The organism is Amycolatopsis albispora (assembly GCF_003312875.1).
GTDB classification, from domain to species: domain Bacteria; phylum Actinomycetota; class Actinomycetes; order Mycobacteriales; family Pseudonocardiaceae; genus Amycolatopsis; species Amycolatopsis albispora.
Genome location: NZ_CP015163.1, coordinates 7,142,895 through 7,158,757, shown reverse-complemented (window position 1 = coordinate 7,158,757; position 15,863 = coordinate 7,142,895). Strand labels below are relative to the sequence as shown.

Here is a 15,863-nt window from a genome sequence, read left to right as displayed (position 1 = left end):
GGCACCGCCGTCCTCAGCGGCGGGCTCCGGCGCGCTCAGTTGCCGAATACGACACCGATGGCCTCGTGGAACACGAGGTCCAGGCCGAAGACCAGGGCCACCATGAACGCCAGGAAGACCAGCACCACCGCGGTGTAGGTGACCATCTGCTTGCGGGTCGGCCAGATGACCTTCCGCAGCTCGGCCCACACCTCGCGGATGAAGCGGACCAGCCGCTTGATCGGCGAGGCCTGCTTCTCCTTGCGATCACGCTTCGGCGTCGGCTTGGCCTTGGCGTCGGACGCCTTGCCCGCCGGCCGAGTCTTGTCCCCGTCCTCTTCCGACTTGGCCGCGCCTGCCTTGCCGGCTGGCCGGGCGGAGGCGCGACGCTCACGCCGAGCCGCGGCGGTGACCGGACGAGAAGGGCGCTTCGGCCCCTTCTCCTGGTCCTTCTCGCCGTCCTCGCTCACGAACCACTCCTCCGCTTCACCGACTGATACGCAGGGGTGACAGGACTTGAACCTGCAACCTGCGGTTTTGGAGACCGCTGCTCTGCCAATTGAGCTACACCCCTTTGAGCGCAACCGCCGCTCTTGGACGCATTCGACCCTCCCCGCATCCCTGCGGGGACGAGTGTCGGGCGTTCCAAGTTCGGAAGTCTACGGCACGCCTCACCGGCTCGTGCAAGCTACCCCTGCGGCAAGCCGCCGGGCGCTTGTGGCGTAGGGCACCCTTCGTGGAAAACTGCCCCCCATGACCACCAGCGACCGCATCTCGGCCAGGATCGCCGGCATCAACCCGTCGGCCACGCTCGCCGTGGACGCCAAGGCCAAGGCCCTCAAGGCCGAAGGCCGCCCGGTGATCGGCTTCGGTGCCGGTCAGCCCGACTTCCCCACGCCGGACTACGTGGTGGAGGCGGCCGCCGCGGCCGTCCGCGACCGCGCCAACCACGGCTACACCGCCGCCGCGGGCCTGCCCGAACTGCGCGAGGCGATCGCGGCGAAGACCCTGCGCGACTCCGGGTTCGAGGTCAGCCCGTCGCAGACACTGGTGACCAACGGCGGCAAGCAGGCGGTCTATTCCGCCTTCGCCACCCTGCTCGACCCGGGCGACGAGGTGCTGCTGCCCGCGCCGTACTGGACCACCTATCCGGAGTCGATCACGCTGGCGGGCGGCGTTCCGGTGCAGGTCACCGCGGACGAGTCGACCGGGTACCTGGTGAGCGTGGAGCAACTGGAGGCAGCGCGGACGCCGCGGACGAAGGTGCTGCTGTTCAACTCGCCGTCGAACCCGACCGGCGCGGTCTACCCGCGCGAGCAGGTCGAGGCGATCGGCCGGTGGGCGCTCGAGCACGGCATCTGGGTGATCACCGACGAGATCTACGAGCACCTGGTCTACGACGGGGTGAAGGCCGAGTCGCTGCCGGTGGTGGTGCCGGAGCTGGCCGACCGGACGCTGGTGCTCAACGGCGTGGCGAAGACCTATTCGATGACCGGCTGGCGGGTCGGCTGGATCATCGGGCCCGACGACGTGATCAAGGCGGCCTCGAGCTACCAGTCGCACCTGTGCGGGAACGTGTCGAACGTGGCGCAGCGGGCGGCGCTGGCCGCGGTGGCCGGTCCGCTCGACGCGGTGGCGCGGATGCGCGAGTCGTTCGACGAACGGCGCCGCACGATCGTGGCGATGCTGTCGGAGATCCCCGGTGTCGACTGCCCGACGCCGCAGGGCGCGTTCTACGCGTACCCGTCGGTGAAGTCCTTGCTGGGCAAGGAAATTCGCGGCGAGCGGGCGAGCGACACCGTGCAGCTGGCGGAAATCCTGCTGCGTGAGGCGGAGGTCGCCGCGGTGCCGGGTGAAGCGTTCGGCACGCCCGGGTACTTCCGGTTCTCGTACGCGCTGGCCAAGGACGACCTGGTCGAAGGCATCGGCCGCGTGGCGCGCCTGCTCGGCGAGGCACGCTGATGCGGCTCGGCGTCGGTCTCCCGCACTACGGCGCGCTCGCCGACCCGGCGGGCATCGCGACCTTCGCCGCGCACGCGGAGAAGGTCGGCTACGAGTCGCTGTGGGTGGGCGATCGGGTGCTGACGCCGCTGGAGCCGAGCGACCTGTATCCGGGTGGCACGCCGGAGCGGCCGTACCCGCCGCAGTTCACCAGGTACTTCGACCCGCTCGTGGCGCTGACCGTGGCGGCGACCGCCACCGAGCGGATCCGGCTGGGCAGCAGCACGCTGATCGGCACGCTGCATTCGCCGGTGCTGCTGGCGCGGACGCTCACCTCGATCGACCTGCTCAGCCGGGGCAGGCTGGACGTCGGCCTCGGCATCGGCTGGATGCGCTCGGAGTACGCGGCGGCGGGCGTGCCGTGGTCGGCGCGGGGGCGGCGGCTCGAGGAGCTGATGGACGCCCTCGTCGCCATGTGGACCGGCGACCCTGTTGCGCATGAAGGGCCGCTGTGGCAGATCCCGCCGTCGCAGGTGGACCTGCGTCCGGTGCAGCGCCCGCACCCGCCGCTGCTGCTCGGCGCGCACACCGAGGCCGCGCTGGAGCGGGTCGGCCGCAAGGCGGACGGCTGGCTGCCAGCGGGCAGGCCGCTCGAGGTGATGGCCCAGCAGTGGGACGTCATCCGCGCGGCCGCCGACCGAGCCGGACGCGACCCGGACCGCCTGCGGCGGGTGCTGCGACTGAACCCGCGGCCGGGGGCCGTGCTGACCGACGTGGCCGCCCAGCTCTCCGCCGCCCGGGAGGCGGGGATCGAGGAAGCCTTTGTCGACCTGCACTTCATCGCTTCCGATGTCGGGGAGGCGACGGAACTCGCGGACGAACTGTTCGCCCTCGTTGGCCAAGCCTGACCAGAACGGGCACGGTCGAAGAGGCAGGGCTCCGGCCACTCCCGCCCGACCGTGATGGGCACGATCGGGAGAGCACCGCTCCCGACCATCCGCGCCTGGCCGCGGCGGGCACGATCGAGGGGACGCCACTCCCGGCCTGCCACACCCGGGCGCGACGAGTGCTCGCGAGCAAGGCACCGCTCCCGTCGATCCGCGCCCACCCGTGACGGACACGGTCAGGCAAGGCGCCCCTCTGGCCATCCGTGCCCGACCGTGCTGGGCCCGGTCGAGGAGGCAGGGCTCCGGCCACTTCCGCCCGACCGTGATGGGCCCGCTCGGCCAAGCCGCTCTGACCATCTGCGCCTGGCCGTAACGGACACCCGTGGGCAAGGCGCCGCTCTGGTGACTCGCGCCCGGGCGAGGCGGATGCCGCCCGACTGTTCGCGCCTGGCCGTGACGAGCACAGTCACGGAGGGCACCGCGCCGCCCCTTTGGTGGCTGAGCGGAGTGGAGTGGCGCTGCGGCGTGTGGCTGTCGCGGGGCGTCGCTTGGGGTGACTCGCGCGTGTGGGCGCGAGGCCGCCGTGATGCGGCTGCTGTGCCGACGAGCGTCGGCGGTGGGTGGGGCTGGTGGGCCTCCTTTCCTCACCAGTGACGCTACGCCTGACCACCGTCAGCCCCTCCTACTTATCCACAGGTGTACGCCGCCTGTGGATAAGTCGAGGATAGTTCTATATCCACTAGAACAAAGTCGTTAGTTCTAGTACAGTTAGAACTATGCTGGTACGCATCGACCCCGCCTCTCCCTTACCGCTGTTCGAGCAGGTGGCCGCGGCGGTGCGGCGTGCGCTGGCCGAGGGGGACCTCGCGCTCGGCGAGCAGCTGCCGCCGGCCCGCGAGCTGGCGGCCTCGCTCGAAATCAACATCCACACCGTTCTCCGCGCCTACGCCCTCCTCCGCGACGAGGGCCTCATCGACCTGCGGCGCAGGCGCGGCGCGGTGGTCATCGCCGGTGCGCGGGAGCGCGCGCGGCTGACAGCACTGGTGGGCGACCTCATCACCGAGGCCAAACGCCTCGGCCTCGACGCCGACGAGCTCACCCGGACGATCAAGGAGCGCTACTCGTGAACCGACTCCGCATCTCGCTCGCCACCGGCGGCCTGCCCGCCGTACTCGCCATCGCCACCGGTCTACTGCACGAAACCTGGCGCGACCGACTGCCCGACCCGATCGCCGTGCACTGGCAGAACGGCAGCCCCGACGGGACCGCCGAAGCGGCCACCTTCGTCCCGATCATGCTCACCATCACCGCCGTCCTCCTGGTCGTGGGCAGCCTGCTGCTCAACCGCCGCCCCGTCCGATTCGGCGCCGGGTTCGCGGCCGGGATCGCGGCCTTCCCGGCCGTCACCGCGCTCGCCGTGCTGATCGCCAACCTCGACGCCGCCGACTGGCGGCAGGCCGACAACTTCCTGGTCGTGCTGGCCGTACCGGTCGGCGGCGCGATCGTCGCCGGGCTGCTGGGTGCGCTCATCGCGCCGAACGGCCCACAGCCGGTCAAGCCGGCCGGGCCGTCCGTCGGGCTGCGGCCCGGGGAACGCGCCTCCTGGTCCGGCGGCGCGAGCAACAACTACCTGCCCCTGCTCGCCCTCCTGACCCCGCTCACGCTGGTCTCCGGGAATCCCCCGCTCGTGCTGTACCCGGTGCTCACCATCGCCGTCGCGGTCGCGCTGTACGCGGTGACCAGGCTGCGCGTCCGGGTCGGCGCCGACGGCGTCACCATCCGCCTGATCGGCTTTCGCAGGCAAATGCCGCTCGACCGGATCGCCGGGGCCGACGTGGACCGCGTCAGCTTCTGGACCGGGCTCGGCGTGCGCGTCAACCCGCTCACCGGCGACACCGCGTACAAGGTCCGCGGCGGCGAGGCGCTGCGGCTCGACCTGAAGTCCGGGCGCAGCGTGTACGTCACGGTCGACCGGCCGCGGGAAGCCGCCGGGTTGCTGAACGACCTCCTGGCCCGTGACCAGGCGTCACCCGGTACGGGGAGTGCGGCGCGCTCCTGATCGCGTACAAACGGTCATGTGGCAAAAAACGGCGGCGGTTGCCTGCTCGTGGCGGTGGTGCTCGCGGCAGCCGTGGGGTTCGGCTACTACAAAACGCAGAACGGCGGTTCCGAGGCGGCCCCCGCGCCGCCCGGCTCGGCCGTCGGCGGCGGCACCGGGCGCTACGTGGCGCTCGGTGACTCCTACACCTCGTCGCCGAAAACCGGGAAGCTGTCCGGCGAACCGGCCGGCTGCGCCCGTTCCGACAACAACTACCCGCACCTGGTCGCCGCCGAGATCAATCCCGCCGAGTTCGCCGACGTCAGCTGCAGCGGCGCGGTGACCGCGTCCATCACCGGCTCGCAGAAGACCAGCAACGGCACCAACCCACCGCAGCTGAACGCGGTCAACGAGGCGACCACGCTGGTCACCCTCGGCATCGGCGGCAACGACGTCGGCTTCATCGGGTTCGCCGGCGAGTGCGTGGCCGGCTCGCCGACCGCCGCGCCCTGCAAGGAGAAGTTCACCTCGGGCGGCAAGGACCAGCTCGCCGCGAAGATCGACAGCACCGGCAAGAAGGTCGCTGAGCTGCTGAAGAAGATCCGCGCAAAGGCTCCGAAGGCGCAGCTCATCGTGGTCGGCTACCCGACCGTGCTGCCCGACGGCGACGGCTGCTGGCCCAACCTGCCGGTCGGCGCGCCCGACGTGGCCTACCTCCGCGACGCGCTCGCCGACCTCAACACCACGCTCTCCGAGACCGCCAAGCAGCACGACGCGGGCTTCGCCGACACCGCGGGCCCGACCAAGGGCCACGACGTCTGCACGAACCCCGACACCCGCTGGGTGGAGGGCCTGGTGGCCACCTCACCCGGCATCGGCCTGCACCCCAACGCGAAGGGCCAGCAGGCGATGGCCCAGGCCGTGCGCAAGGTGGTCAGCTAGGGCGGACGACCGCCTGCGCCTTGCCCAGCACCGACTTGCCGTCGAACTTCGCGGTCACGTCGACCCGCGCGGTGCCGTCCTCGTTCACCTTCGCCACCTTGCCGGTGAACTCGACCAGCGCGCCCTCGCTGTCGTCCGGCACCACCACCGGCCGGGTGAACCGGGTGAAGTACTCGGCGAGCCTGCCGGGGTCGCCCAGCCAGTCGGTGATCATCCGCGCGCCGAGCGCCATGGTGAGCATGCCGTGACCGATCACGTCCGGCAGCCCGACCTCCTTGGCGAACCGCTCGTTCCAGTGGATCGGGTTGAAGTCCAGCGACGCCCCGGCGTACTGGACGAGCTGCCTGCGCGTGACGCGGACGGACAGCGGCGGCAGTTCCTCGCCTGCGGTGAACGTGCTCACACGCCCTCCCCTCGGACGACCAGCTGGGCGCGCGTGGTGCACACGGGCTTCCCGTCGGCGTCGGTGATCTCGGCGCGCAGGGTGATGAAGTCGTTGCCCGCGCGGGCCATGATCTCGTCGATGTGCGTGGTCAGCTCGATCACGTCGCCGGCGTGCACCGGCCGGGTGTGCGCGAAGCTCTGGTCGCCGTGGACCATCCGCGAGTAGTCCAGCCCGAGTTCCGGGTCCCCGACGATGACGTTGATCGCGCGCAGGTTGACCACGGTGAGAAAGGTCGGCGGCGCGATCACGTCCGGGTAGCCGGCGGCCCTGGCCGCTTCGGGATCGCGGTAGAGCGGGTTCTTGTCGCCGATCGCGTCGGCGAATTCGGCGATCTTCGCCCGGCTCACTGCGTAGGCGTTGTCCGGCGGGTACACCCGGCCGGTGAACGAGGGGTCCAAAGGCACCCGAGCAGGCTACCCGGGACGCCGGAAGCGGGGCATTCCCGACCAGGGAACGCCCCGCTTCCGCGGGGAAAATCAGTTCAGCGAAACCCCGTACGCCGACAGGGCCTCGGTGACCGGCTGGAAGAACGAGCTGCCGCCGCCCATGCCGGAGGTGATGCCGACGCCGACGCTGCCGGCGAACAGGCAGCCGCCCGAGTCACCGGAGTTGACGCTGGCGCTGGTCTGGATCAGGCCGCTCACCGCGCCCTGCGGGTAGTTCACCGTCACGTCGGTGCCGGTGACCGAGCCGCAGGTCAGGTGCGTGGTGCTGCCGCTCTTGCAGATCTCCTGGCCCTGCGTGGCGTTGCCGGCCGAGGTGATCGCCTGGGTGGAGCCGTTCCACAGGGTGACCGCGCCCGGCGCGTCGCCGCTGTTGTTCTGGATCAGGCCGTAGTCGTTGCCGGGGAAGCTGGCCTCGACCGACGGGCCGATGCCGTCCCAGTTGGCCACCGCGCCGGTGCAGTGCCCGGCGTCGACGATGTAGTTCTGGCCGCCCTTGTTCGTGTTGAAGCCCGCCGAGCAGCGGGAACCGCCGCCGGTGATGGCCTCGCCGTTGAGGATCGCCGGGGTCATCTCGCCCGCGACGTGCTGGACGCGGACCTGGTCACCGAGCGCGCCGACGGCGGACAGCAGGGCGCCGGTGCCCTGCGCGGCGTCGGCGATGGTGACCACGATCTGGTTGGTCTTGGTGTCCTTGCCGATCGAGGTGTGCGCCACGGCTGGCAGCGCCTCGAGCTTGCTCTGCGCGGCTTCGAGCTGGGACAGCGAGTACTTGACCACCTTGGCGACCGCGCCGGTCGCGCTGACCTGCGCCGCGGCGGCCTGGTCGAGCACGTTCACCACCGGGGTGCCGTCGGTCTCGAAGTAGCCGCCTGCCTGGCGGTCGCCGAGGGCGCCGAGCGCGGTGTTCAGCGTGTTCGCGCGGGCTTCCTGGGTCTTCAGCAGTTGCTTCGCCTGTGCTTCGGTGAGGCCCTTCGCGGTGACCGAGGCGATGGCGGCGTCGGCGACCTCGGCCGCGTACCCATCGACTCCGGCGGCCGCGGTGGCCGGGGTGAGGAAACCGATCGCCGTGGCTCCGGCCAGCAGCGCGATCGTGGACCGGGCGGTCTTGCGCCGTCCAGGGTTGGGTTTCATACCGGCAACTCACTTTCGCAGGGGGACCGAACGGAACACCGGCCGTAACCGGCGGTACACAGTGTGTTCAAGGTCACCCGAAAGTGGTACCAACTTTAGTCGGTAACTTGCCAACCACAACCGAACTGTTGGTTATTCACCGTACAACGCCAACAGGCCGCCCCCTGGTCACGGGGACGGCCTGTGGAAGGTTCAGCGTGGGACGCGCGAGCGCCGAGCGCTCAGCGGGTCTCCTTGTGGGTCCGGTGCGTACCGCAGTTCGGGCAGAACTTCTTCATCTCCAAGCGGTCCGGGTTGTTGCGCCGGTTCTTCTTGGTGATGTAGTTGCGGTGCTTGCACTCTTCGCACGCCAGCGTGATCTTCGGTCGCACGTCGGTCGCAGCCACGGCACTAGCCTCTCTCTACACAGAAAATGTCCCGGCAACCCAACCAACGAAGGCAACCACCGGGGTCCAGGGGGCTTGCCCCCTGGCGGGGGTCCGGGGGTCCGACCCCCGGGTCATACGGCGGAGCGGCGACGGTTTGCGCAGTCCGCAAACACAGCCCACCCAGCCCGCGTAGCGGTGGCCGGACTTGAACCGGCGACACAGCGATTATGAGCCGCTTGCTCTGCCAACTGAGCTACACCGCCGCACATGACCGATGCCGCGATACGCGCTTACGCATCGCGGCGTAGGTCACCGAGCCCCTTTACGGAATCGAACCGTAGACCTTCTCCTTACCATGGAGACGCTCTGCCGACTGAGCTAAAGGGGCCTGCTCTGTTCTTGCTCGAAAAGATTACCAAGGCCGTTCCAGCCGCCGGAGAGGGGGTCCCCTTTTGGCAAAACCTCAGGTCAGCAGGGTCAGCACGGTCTCGGTGTGGCGGCCGGGCGAGCGGGCCGTGCGGGCCAGCAGCCACGCCTCGAGCCGGTCCTCGGCGAGCGGGCGCGAGATCAGGTAGCCCTGGGCGACGTCGCAGCCCATCGCCTCCAGCTGGTCGCGCGCCACGTCGTCCTCGACGCCCTCGGCGACGACCGTCAGGCCCAGCGAATGGCCGAGTTCGACGATCGACCGCACCACCGCCAAATCGCCGAGGTCGGTGCCCATGCCGAGGACGAAGCTCTTGTCGATCTTGACCTGGTCGACCGGGAGCTGCCGCAGGTAGGCCAGCGACGAGTACCCGGTGCCGAAGTCGTCCACCGCCAGCACGATGCCCAGCGAGTGCAGCTCACGCAGGATCGGCAGCGCCTTCTGCGGGTCGGACATCACGCCGGACTCGGTCAGCTCGAAGGTGAGCAGCTCCGGCGGCACGTCGAAGCGCTCGAGCGCCTCGACCACCTTGCGCGGGAACTCCTCGTCGGCCAGGTTGCGCACGGACAGGTTGACCGCCGCCGAGATCCGCAGGCCCTCGTCCAGCCACTTGCGCACCCGCCGCAGCGACTGCTCCAGCACGAACTCGGTGAGCACGCCGATCAGGCCGGCCGCCTCGACCGCGGGCACGAATTCGTCCGGGTCGAGCTTGCCGAACTCCGGGTGCACCCAGCGGACCAGCGCCTCCACGCCCTGCACGTGCCGGTTCGGCAGCGTCACCTTGGGCTGGTAGTGCACGCTGACCTGGCCGTCCTCCACGGACTGCCGGAACTGCGTGACCATCTGGAACCGGCGCATGAAGATCTGGCCCATGCTCGGCACGTACCCGCGGACCTCTTCACCACCGCGGGTGGCGCGGACCGCGACGTCGGCGCGCTGGAGCAGGGCGTCCACGTCGACCGCGTCCGCGCTCTCCTCCTCCGGCGTCGGCGAGGCGTAGCCGACCTTGGCGTTGGCTTCGACGGTCAGCCGGTCCACCGGATACGGCGCGGACAGCTCGGCCCGCAGGCATTCGGCGATCTCGTGCGCCTGTTCCGGCGTGCGTTCGACGATCAGCGCGGCGAAGGAAGCGCCTTCGAGCCGGGCGAGCGGCACGTCGCTGCCGAGGGTGTCGCGGATGCGGCGACCGGCCGCGATGACCATGCGGTCCGCCCAGGCGTAGCCGAGCGCGTCGCTGACCGTGGAGAACACGTCCAGCTCGATCCGGAGCACCACCGAGCCGAGGCGCTCGCGCAGCGGCTCGCGCGCCACCTGGCGGAAGCCGGGCCGGTTCAGCAGGCCGGTGAGCGGGTCGTGGTAGGCGTCGTGACGCAGCGTGGCCAGCAGGCGGCGGTTGTCCAGCGCGGTGGCGAGGTGGCTGGCCATGGTGCCGAGCAGCTGCACGTCGGACTTGCCGAAGCCGCGCCAGCGGGACAGCCTGTCGTGCGCTTCGATGATGCCGAGCAGCTGGTTCGCGCTGCGCAACGGCACCACGAGTGCCTCCTGCGCGCCGCGGTCCAGCAGCGCGCCGCGCACCTCGGGATTGGCTTCGGTGAGCCGGAAGTGGCGGACGTGCGCGCCGGGCAGGCGGACCAGCGGGTCGTCGGCGGTGGTGTCCTCGGCGGGCAGCGGATCACCGGAGACGACCGCGCGCATGGCATCGGTGGGTTCGAGCCGCAGCCGCAGCACCACCCGGCCGGCGGCGAGCTGGTCCTTGATGCGCTCGGCGATCGCGCCCCATTCGACCACGTCCACGCCGCGGCCGAAGTCGTCGGCGCGGCTGGCCGGGCGGGCCGCGGCCTGCTGACCGGAGCGCGCGACCATCAGGCTCACGTCGGACAAGGCTTCCATGTCGCGCTGCTCGCGCAACAGGTCCGAATAGGCCCAGTAGAGGGCGGTGAGGCCGAGGAACACCGCGAGCACCAGCGGCCACGCCTCGGGCACGTGGAAGATGACCAGGTAACCGGACAGGCCGACCGAGGCGTTGACAAAGCCGACCACCAGGATCCGGCCGGTCAGCCGCAGCGCGGTGCTCACGCGCATGCGGCGCCGCAGCACGCGGACCGCGGCGAGCGCGAGCAGGGTGCTGACCAGCGGCGCGGTGAGCGTGCCGGCCAGCGCGGCCAGCCACGGCATGCCGGGCCCGCCGACGGCGAACTTGACCAGTCCGGCCACCGCGAAGGCGCCGGTGATCTCCAGCAGGAAGGCACCGGCGTTGTACAGCACGCGCCCGCGTACCTTCCGGGCCAGCAGCGTGCCGACGCCGGCGATCAGGTGCGCCACCAGCACCACTTCGAACGGCGCGATGAAGAAGCCGATGACCAGCGGGATCTCGGTGAACGAGATGGTCCACGAGATGCCGCTGCGGACGTCGACGTTGATGCCGAGCTGTTCGGCGAGCAGGAAGGCCAGCGCGAGCACCGGGGTGATCCACCAGAGCATCGCCGAGCCCTCGAAGGGCAGCCACCAGCTCACCACCGCGGCGGTGACCAGGCCGACGGTGAGCACGGTCGCGGTGTAGACGCGGAAGCGCCGTTCGTCCACCGCCGCCTCGTCCGCGGCTGTCGAGGGCACCGGGCCGGCGGTAGCGGTTCTGCCGCCTGAGTCCGGCATGCAACCTCCTTACGGCCTGATCGCGAACGAGGGCTCACTGTACCCCGGAGGGGGTATTTGAGCCTCTTTCCGACCATTATGGGATCAGCTAAGGGTTAACTCCTAGCCAACCGCGTGGACCTGGGGGAACCACCGGGGTGAAACGCGAGTGGTATTCGGGTCCGGGGCCGCGGTGGGCCGGGTGTCTCTCTGAAGACGCGGGGGACTTGAATATGTGACGTGGACCTCACGGATTTTTCTGCCATCGCCGACGAGCACGCCGCCCGGCTGAAGGCGATCGACCCCCTCCTGCCCCCGCCAGGGAACCTGCCCGACGATCCGGATGTCACCGTGCTGACCGCCGAGGAGCGCGATTCGGCCGCACTCGGCGTGCTCTCCTGCGAGATGACCCCTGGTGACGCCCCCGGCGCGCAGTGGCGCGCGCTGGTCGAGCACCGGATGGACCTGCGGCTGGCGGGTCCCGATCCGGGCACCGCGCTCGGCAGGCTGCTGGAGAAGTGGCAGGAACGGCTGGCCGCCGCCGGTACCGCGCGGAATGACTGGGAGACCGCCGCCGTGGTGATCCGGCCCAGCCGCGACTCGACCGGTGCCGGTGAGCTGCTGCGACACGGGTTCGCGCCGGTGCGCGTGGTGGCCGTCCGGCCGGCCGAACGGCACGGCCGCGGGCCGCGGCAGACGCCGGGCGTGGCCGTGCGCACGGCCACCCGCGACGACCTCACCAACGTGGTCGACCTCCTGCTGGAGCTGCAGCACTACGACGCGCAGTTCGGCGTCGCGACCGTGCGCGAGAGCACCGAGCGCGCGCTGACCGCCGAGGTCGAAGAGGTGCTGGCGCAGGACGAGCCGCCGTTGTGGATCGCCGAGGTGTACGGCAAGGCGCTCGGGGTGGCCAGGGTGCAGCTGCCGCCGTCGTCGGACTGGGCGAAGATCTACGTCGACCAGCGCAGCCACCCGAAGATCGGGTACCTGACCTCGCTGAACGTCGCCGAGCAGGCACGCAGCACCGGCGTCGGCACCGCGCTCGCCGCGCACGCGCACCAGGTGTTCGACACCGAGGGCGTGGATCTCGCTCTGCTGCACCACGCGCTGGCGAACCCGCGCTCGACGCCGTTCTGGTACGCGCAGGGCTACCGGCCGCTGTGGACCTACTGGTACCGGCGGCCCGCCGTGCGATAGAACTGTTGAACGCAGTTCGCCACAAAACCTCCGGAGCCACCGTTGACCGACAGCACCGATTCCGCCCCGGAAGCCCCGGCCGGGGTGGACACCGAGAAGCCGTCCTCGGCCCGGGTCTACGACTGGTACCTGGGCGGCACCCAGAACTGGGCGGTGGACCGCGAATTCGGCAAGCGGCTGGAAGAGCAGTGGCCGCACGTGAAACCGGGGGCCCGGCACAACCGCGAGTTCATGAACCGCGCGGTGCGGGCCGCGCTCGACGCCGGGATCCGGCAGTTCCTCGACCTCGGTTCCGGTGTGCCGACCGCGGGCAACGTGCACGAGGTGATCCGCGAGGAGCTGGGCGACGGGCCCGACGCCGAGCGGGCGACGGTGGTCTACGTGGACTACGAAGCCGTCGCCACCGCGCACGCCACGCTCATCCTCGAACGGCAGGGCGCCACCGGCTGGGCCGGGCACGTCCAGGAGGACCTGCGCAATCCGAAGGCGATCTTCCACCACCCGACCACGCGGCGGCTGATCGACTTCGACCAGCCGGTGTGCCTGCTGATGATGGCGGTGCTGCACTTCGTCGGTCCCGACGACGACCCGGACGGGCTGGTGAAGACCTACCGCGACAGGCTCGCGCCGGGCAGCTGGCTGGCGCTGTCGCAGATGTCGGTCGGCGGCACCACCGGCGAAGAGGCCGAGGGGGTGCGCAACTTCGCCGCGCAGTACCGGAACACGCAGAACCCGGTGTGGCTGCGTGACCGCGAGGAGATCGAGCGCTGGATCGACGGCTGGACGCTGCTGGAGCCGGGGGTCACGCACCTGCCGGACTGGCGGCCGGACCGGGAGCTGACCGCCCGCGAAGCCAAGGCGCGGCCGTTCGCCTGGTGCTTCGTCGCGCAGAAACCGTAGGCGGTTTTATTCCCCGGTGACGCTCGCTACGGGCGAACAGCCAGCGGAAACAAACCCGAGCTCCGGAAAGTTGAGCTGAGCAGACTCAACTGAGAAGGAGCATTCGATGACCGACACCCGGCTCCTGCCCGTACTCCCCCTCGACTCCGACGTTGTGCTGCCCGGCATGGTCGTGCCGTTCGACCTGACCGAAGCCGAGACGCGCGCCGCGGTGGAGTCCGCGCAGGCCAAACCCCAGGGCCCGACCGTGCCCGGCATCCGGACCGCCCCCAAGGCGGAGGTGCTGATCGTGCCGCGCGTGGACGGTGAGTACGCCGAGATGGGCACGGTCGCCACCGTCGAGCGCATCGGCCGGGTCCCCGGCGGCAAGGCCGTCGTGGTCCTGCGCGGCGCCCAGCGCGCGCACGTCGGTGCCACCGGCGACGGTCCCGGTGCCGCGCGGTGGGTGCACGCGGAAACCGCCACCGAACTGCCCGCCGGTGAGCACGGCAAGCAGCTCGCCGGGGAGTACAAGGCGGTGGTGCTGTCCGTGCTCCAGCAGCGCGGTGTCTGGCAGATGCTGGACGCGGTGCAGGAGCTGGAGGACCCGTCGGCGCTGGCGGACCTCGCGGGCAACGCGCCCTACCTGGACCTGGCGCAGAAGCTCGAGCTGCTGCGGACGCTGGACGTCACCACCCGCCTGGAGAAGGCGCTGGAGTGGACGCGTGAGCACCTGGCCGAGCTGGAAGTGACCGACACGATCCGCAAGGACGTGGCCGAGGGCATGGAGAAGCAGCAGAAGGAGTTCCTGCTGCGCCGCCAGCTGGAGGCGATCCGCAAGGAGCTCGGTGAGCTGGACGGCAGCGGCGAGGAGGACGACTACCGCGCCCGCGTGGAGTCCGCCGAACTGCCCGAGCACGTCCGCAAGGCCGCGCTGGCCGAGGTGGACAAGCTGGAGCGCACCTCCGACCAGTCGCCGGAGGGCGGCTGGATCCGCACCTGGCTGGACACGGTGCTGGAGATGCCGTGGAACACCACCACCGAGGATTCCTACGACATCGCGGGCGCGCGTGCGGTGCTCGACACCGATCACGCCGGTCTGGACGACGTGAAGGAACGCATCATCGAATACCTGGCCGTGCGCAAGCGCCGGGTGGACGCCGGTGCCGTGGTCGGCGGGCGCAGGTCGGGCGCGGTGCTGGCGCTCGCCGGTCCTCCCGGGGTCGGCAAGACCTCGCTGGGCGAGTCGATCGCGAAGGCGATGGGCCGCAAGTTCGTCCGGGTGGCGCTCGGCGGCATCCGCGACGAGGCCGAGATCCGCGGTCACCGGCGCACCTACGTCGGCGCGCTGCCCGGCCGCGTGGTGCGGGCGATCAAGGAAGCCGGTTCGATGAACCCGGTGGTGCTGCTCGACGAGATCGACAAGGTGGGCGCCGACTACCGCGGCGACCCGACCGCGGCGCTGCTCGAAGTGCTCGACCCCGAGCAGAACCACACCTTCCGCGACCACTACCTCGAGGTCGAGCTGGACCTGTCGGACGTGGTGTTCCTGGCCACGGCCAACGCGCTCGAGACCATTCCCGGCCCGCTGCTGGACCGCATGGAGCTGGTCACCCTCGACGGGTACACCGAGCACGAGAAGGTCACCATCGGCCGTGACCACCTGCTGCCGCGTGAGCTGGAGCGGGCCGGGCTGGCCGAGGGCGACGTGACGCTGACCGACGCGGCGCTCAGCCGGATCGCGGCCGAGTACACCAGGGAAGCGGGTGTGCGCGCGGCGAACCGGACGATCGCGAAGGTGCTGCGCAAGATCACCACGAAGGTGGCGCTGGGCGAGGCCGAACTGCCGGTCACGGTGGACGCCGCCGAGCTGGAGACCTATCTCGGGCGGCCGCGGCACCTGCCGGAGTCCTCGCTGCCGGTGTCCACCCAGCGCACCTCGATCCCCGGGGTGGCGACCGGGCTGGCGGTGACCGGTGCCGGTGGGGACGTGCTGTACGTGGAGGCGTCGCTGTCGGACAAGGAAACCGGCGGCACCGGGCTCTCGCTGACCGGGCAGCTGGGCGACGTGATGAAGGAGTCGGCGCAGATCGCGCTGTCCTACCTGCGCTCACGCGGCGCCGAGCTGGAGCTGCCGGTCGGTGACCTGGCCGAACGCGGCATCCACGTCCACGTGCCGGCGGGCGCGGTGCCCAAGGACGGGCCGTCGGCCGGGGTCACCATGACCACCGCGCTGGCGTCGCTGCTCTCGGGCCGGGTGGTCCGCGCCGACGTGGCGATGACCGGTGAGGTGTCGCTGACCGGGCGGGTGCTGCCGATCGGCGGGGTGAAGCAGAAGCTGCTCGCCGCGCACCGGGCCGGGATGAAGACGGTGATCATCCCGCAGCGCAACGAGCCGGATCTGGACGACGTGCCCGCCGAGGTGCTCGCCGAGCTGGACGTGCACCCGGTGGCGTCGGTGCGCGAGGTGCTCGACCTCGCGCTGGCCCCGGCGGCGACGCCGGTCACCCAGGCCGCCTGAGCCGCTCGATGCAATGAATGTGGCTTTCATAGCG

14 protein-coding genes and 3 tRNA genes are annotated in these 15,863 nt (G+C 70.7%); 8 read left to right on the top strand and 9 right to left on the bottom strand.

Going from position 1 to position 15,863, the window contains the following annotated elements; genetic code table 11:
* Window positions 1–35 precede the first annotated feature (35 nt).
* Both secE and A4R43_RS33985 read right to left on the bottom strand, forming a co-directional pair.
* Window positions 36–449, bottom strand: coding sequence for a preprotein translocase subunit SecE (gene secE / locus A4R43_RS33990; protein ID WP_113695830.1), 414 nt, complete (start codon window positions 447–449; stop codon window positions 36–38).
* A gap of 31 nt (window positions 450–480) precedes the next feature.
* A tRNA-Trp gene (locus A4R43_RS33985) sits at window positions 481–553 on the bottom strand.
* A gap of 179 nt (window positions 554–732) precedes the next feature.
* On the opposite strand from A4R43_RS33985, the gene A4R43_RS33980 reads away from it, so the two are divergent.
* From A4R43_RS33980 to A4R43_RS33960, 5 genes are all read left to right on the top strand, one after another.
* Window positions 733–1,941: a pyridoxal phosphate-dependent aminotransferase gene (locus tag A4R43_RS33980; protein WP_113695829.1), complete on the top strand. Its 1,209-nt coding sequence runs from the start codon at window positions 733–735 to the stop codon at window positions 1,939–1,941.
* Entirely contained in the window at window positions 1,941–2,828 is an 888-nt protein-coding gene (locus tag A4R43_RS33975) for a TIGR03619 family F420-dependent LLM class oxidoreductase (RefSeq protein WP_113695828.1), read from the top strand. The genes A4R43_RS33980 and A4R43_RS33975 overlap by 1 nt, the downstream gene beginning before the upstream one ends.
* 755 nt (window positions 2,829–3,583) lie before the next feature.
* Window positions 3,584–3,934 carry a GntR family transcriptional regulator gene (locus tag A4R43_RS33970; protein WP_113695827.1) on the top strand — a complete coding sequence of 117 codons (351 nt, stop codon included), beginning with the start codon at window positions 3,584–3,586 and terminating at the stop codon, window positions 3,932–3,934.
* Window positions 3,931–4,866 carry an SdpI family protein gene (locus tag A4R43_RS33965; protein ID WP_113695826.1) on the top strand — a complete coding sequence of 312 codons (936 nt, stop codon included), beginning with the start codon at window positions 3,931–3,933 and terminating at the stop codon, window positions 4,864–4,866. Before A4R43_RS33970 ends, A4R43_RS33965 begins: the two co-directional genes overlap by 4 nt.
* A gap of 18 nt (window positions 4,867–4,884) precedes the next feature.
* On the top strand, window positions 4,885–5,787 hold the full coding sequence (locus tag A4R43_RS33960; RefSeq protein ID WP_113695825.1) for an SGNH/GDSL hydrolase family protein: 903 nt from the start codon (window positions 4,885–4,887) through the stop codon (window positions 5,785–5,787).
* Here A4R43_RS33960 and A4R43_RS33955 read toward each other — a convergent pair.
* The 7 genes from A4R43_RS33955 to A4R43_RS33925 form a co-directional block, all read right to left on the bottom strand.
* Window positions 5,780–6,190: a MaoC family dehydratase gene (locus A4R43_RS33955; RefSeq protein ID WP_113695824.1), complete on the bottom strand. Its 411-nt coding sequence runs from the start codon at window positions 6,188–6,190 to the stop codon at window positions 5,780–5,782. The genes A4R43_RS33960 and A4R43_RS33955 overlap by 8 nt on opposite strands.
* Window positions 6,187–6,636, bottom strand: coding sequence for a MaoC family dehydratase N-terminal domain-containing protein (locus A4R43_RS33950; RefSeq protein WP_113695823.1), 450 nt, complete (start codon window positions 6,634–6,636; stop codon window positions 6,187–6,189). Before A4R43_RS33950 ends, A4R43_RS33955 begins: the two co-directional genes overlap by 4 nt.
* A 72-nt stretch (window positions 6,637–6,708) precedes the next feature.
* The gene (locus A4R43_RS33945) at window positions 6,709–7,809 is read right to left on the bottom strand and encodes a S1 family peptidase (RefSeq protein ID WP_113695822.1); all 1,101 of its coding nucleotides are present in this window, start codon (window positions 7,807–7,809) and stop codon (window positions 6,709–6,711) included.
* A gap of 221 nt (window positions 7,810–8,030) precedes the next feature.
* Complete coding sequence (rpmG, locus tag A4R43_RS33940; protein ID WP_005152047.1) at window positions 8,031–8,195, bottom strand: 50S ribosomal protein L33; 165 nt, start codon at window positions 8,193–8,195, stop codon at window positions 8,031–8,033.
* 172 nt (window positions 8,196–8,367) lie between these two features.
* Window positions 8,368–8,440 (bottom strand) — tRNA-Met (locus A4R43_RS33935).
* Between the two features lie 52 nt (window positions 8,441–8,492).
* Window positions 8,493–8,565: transfer RNA gene (locus A4R43_RS33930), tRNA-Thr, on the bottom strand.
* 75 nt (window positions 8,566–8,640) lie between these two features.
* Entirely contained in the window at window positions 8,641–11,253 is a 2,613-nt protein-coding gene (locus A4R43_RS33925) for a putative bifunctional diguanylate cyclase/phosphodiesterase (RefSeq protein WP_113695821.1), read from the bottom strand.
* A 219-nt stretch (window positions 11,254–11,472) separates the two neighbouring features.
* On the opposite strand from A4R43_RS33925, the gene A4R43_RS33920 reads away from it, so the two are divergent.
* From A4R43_RS33920 to lon, 3 genes are all read left to right on the top strand, one after another.
* Window positions 11,473–12,429 (top strand): GNAT family N-acetyltransferase, encoded by a 957-nt coding sequence (locus tag A4R43_RS33920; protein ID WP_113695820.1) that lies wholly within the window; start codon window positions 11,473–11,475, stop codon window positions 12,427–12,429.
* 42 nt (window positions 12,430–12,471) lie between these two features.
* Window positions 12,472–13,329 carry an SAM-dependent methyltransferase gene (locus A4R43_RS33915; RefSeq protein ID WP_113695819.1) on the top strand — a complete coding sequence of 286 codons (858 nt, stop codon included), beginning with the start codon at window positions 12,472–12,474 and terminating at the stop codon, window positions 13,327–13,329.
* Between the two features lie 106 nt (window positions 13,330–13,435).
* Window positions 13,436–15,829 carry an endopeptidase La gene (gene lon, locus A4R43_RS33910; protein ID WP_113695818.1) on the top strand — a complete coding sequence of 798 codons (2,394 nt, stop codon included), beginning with the start codon at window positions 13,436–13,438 and terminating at the stop codon, window positions 15,827–15,829.
* The last annotated feature ends 34 nt before the right edge of the window (window positions 15,830–15,863 follow it).

Bases quoted from the DNA above. Each gene is read 5' to 3' on its own strand.
- A4R43_RS33925 (WP_113695821.1), bottom strand. From the start codon at position 11,253: ATGCCGGACTCAGGCGGCAGAACCGCTACCGCCGGCCCGGTGCCCTCG.
- A4R43_RS33945 (WP_113695822.1), bottom strand. From the start codon at position 7,809: ATGAAACCCAACCCTGGACGGCGCAAGACCGCCCGGTCCACGATCGCG.
- A4R43_RS33970 (WP_113695827.1), top strand. From the start codon at position 3,584: ATGCTGGTACGCATCGACCCCGCCTCTCCCTTACCGCTGTTCGAGCAG.
- A4R43_RS33975 (WP_113695828.1), top strand. From the start codon at position 1,941: ATGCGGCTCGGCGTCGGTCTCCCGCACTACGGCGCGCTCGCCGACCCG.
- A4R43_RS33980 (WP_113695829.1), top strand. From the start codon at position 733: ATGACCACCAGCGACCGCATCTCGGCCAGGATCGCCGGCATCAACCCG.
- lon (WP_113695818.1), top strand. From the start codon at position 13,436: ATGACCGACACCCGGCTCCTGCCCGTACTCCCCCTCGACTCCGACGTT.